Here is a 2,201-nt window from a genome sequence, read left to right as displayed (position 1 = left end):
CGTCAATCAAAATGTAATCGTTGACATCGTGTTTTTCGTGGTGTTGTATACGTTAACATCGCAAAATGGCGACGAGCTCTAGCGGGTTCGCGGAGATCTGAAATAGGGGCACCGGGGGCTTTGGCCCGCCCTTCATTGGAGGCTTATCAGTGAAAAAATTGAATGTTGCGCTCATTGGCACCGGCTTCATGGGCAAGGCCCATTCCATCGCTACCGCGGTCGTGCCGATCCTGTTTGGTTCACCGGTCGAGATTGAGCGCAAGGTGATCGTCGACATCGACGAGGAGTTGGCGCAAAACGCTGCCAAGCAGTATGGCTTTGCGGAACACGCAACCGATTGGCGCCAAGTTGTATCGCGCCCCGACATCGATATCGTCGATATCTGCACGCCCAACGACACGCATGCGGCGATTGCGATTGCTGCGGCCAAGGCAGGCAAGCACATCATGTGCGAAAAGCCGATGTCGATGACGGTGGCCGAAGCTGAGGAGATGCTTGCCGCTGCCAACAAGACCGGCGTGGTAACGATGGTGTCCTACAACTACCGTCACACGCCCGCCCTGCAGATGGCCAAGCGCCTGATCGATGAGGGCCGTATCGGCGACATCCTGACATTCCGCGGTTATTACCTTCAGGATTGGGGCGCCGATCCAGAAAAGCCGCTCTCCTGGCGCTTCAACAAGGCGCTGGCGGGTTCCGGTACGCTTGGCGATATCGGCACGCATGTGATCGATGCCGCACGCCTGCTCGTCGGCGAATTCGAGCAGGTGAATGCGATCGTCAAGACCTTCATCGCGGAACGCCCGCTGCCGGCAGGTCGCTTCTTTGGACCGAGCGGTGCCGCGTCCTCGGAAAAGGGCAAGGTCGATGTCGACGATACCGCGCTGACGATGATCAAGTTCGCAGGCGGAGCGCACGGCACGATCGAAGTAACGCGCAATGCCTGGGGCCATCATAACCAACTCGGCTTCGAGATCCACGGAACCCGCGGCTCGATCGCCTTCGATTACCAGCGTCTCAACGAACTGCGCGTCGCCTTTGCCGACGATCCGGCTGACGCCTTCGGCTTCCGCACGATCTATTCCGGTCCGAACCAGCCGTTCGGCGACAAGCTGTGGCCGGTTGCCGGCATGGGGCAGGGCTACATCGATATCAAGTCGATCGAGTGGTACAACTTCCTGCAGGCCATCGCCGAGAACAAGCCGGCTTCGCCGAACTTCAAGGACGGCGTGCAGATCGAGCGCATCGCCGAAGCCATTCTCGTCTCCGGACAGACCGGCGCCTGGGAAACCATCAAGCAATCTGCAGCCTGAGGGAGCGTGTGCGATGACGATCAAGCTTGCAATGCACACCTGGCCTTATGCAAGCAACCCGACGTGGTTGCCGGCCTATACGCTTGAAGAAACCATCAAGCGCGTCAAGAAGAGCGGCTATGACGCCATCGAGATCGGAGCAGCCAGCCCGCATGTCTTTCCACCGACGCTGAGCCCGCAACGGCGCAAGGATCTCGGCCAGATGCTGAAAGACTATGGGCTTGAACTGGCAGCCATGCTGCCGGCCCATGGCGGCGGTCCCGGCAACAACGTCGCTTCGCCGATCCCGGAAGAGCGCCGCTGGGCGATCGACCATTACAAGGACATGGTGCAGCTAACCGCCGACTGGGGCGGCAAGCGGCTGATCTGCCTGCCGGGCTGGTACATCTTCGGCACGACCTATCGCCAGGCATGGGACTGGGCTGCGCAGGCGATCGGCGAAATCGCCCGCTTCGCAAAGGACTTCGACGTCGAGATCGTAATCGAGCCGACGCCGGAAGACAGCAACATCGTCAATACCTGCGACAACACCATCGACATGATGAAGGATGTCGGCGAGCCGAACGTGCGCCTGATGTTCGATAGCCATCACGTCATCACAGAGAAGGAAGTAATGAGCGACTACGTCCATGCCATGGGCAAGGACCTGGTCCACATTCACGCCTCCGACAACAACCGACTGCCGCCGGGCATGGGCAGGGGCGACTTCCCGGCTCTTGTCGACGCGCTGCAGGAAACCGGCTTCGACGGCTATCTGTCGATGGAATGCGGCTTCCACCAGCGCGGCATCGAACCCGACTGGGTCGCCCGCGTCTCGCTCGAATACCTCAAGCCGCTCGTCGATGCCGCAAATGCCAAAACGGCAGCTTGAAAATGTAATCGTTACCA

General features: G+C 59.7%; 2 protein-coding genes. Both read left to right on the top strand.

Annotation, left to right across the window (positions count from 1 at the left end):
* The first annotated feature begins 149 nt into the window (after positions 1–149).
* Positions 150–1,313, top strand: a complete 1,164-nt coding sequence (locus tag ACSQ2W_RS27315) for a Gfo/Idh/MocA family protein (protein ID WP_436089301.1) — start codon at positions 150–152, stop codon at positions 1,311–1,313.
* A gap of 13 nt (positions 1,314–1,326) precedes the next feature.
* Entirely contained in the window at positions 1,327–2,184 is an 858-nt protein-coding gene (locus tag ACSQ2W_RS27310; RefSeq protein WP_436089300.1) for a sugar phosphate isomerase/epimerase family protein, read from the top strand.
* Positions 2,185–2,201 lie beyond the last annotated feature (17 nt).

This window comes from Pararhizobium sp. LjRoot255 (assembly GCF_964252905.1).
Lineage (GTDB): Bacteria > Pseudomonadota > Alphaproteobacteria > Rhizobiales > Rhizobiaceae > Pararhizobium.
Note: the sequence above shows the minus strand (reverse complement) of the source record. Positions and strands in the feature narration are given on the sequence as shown.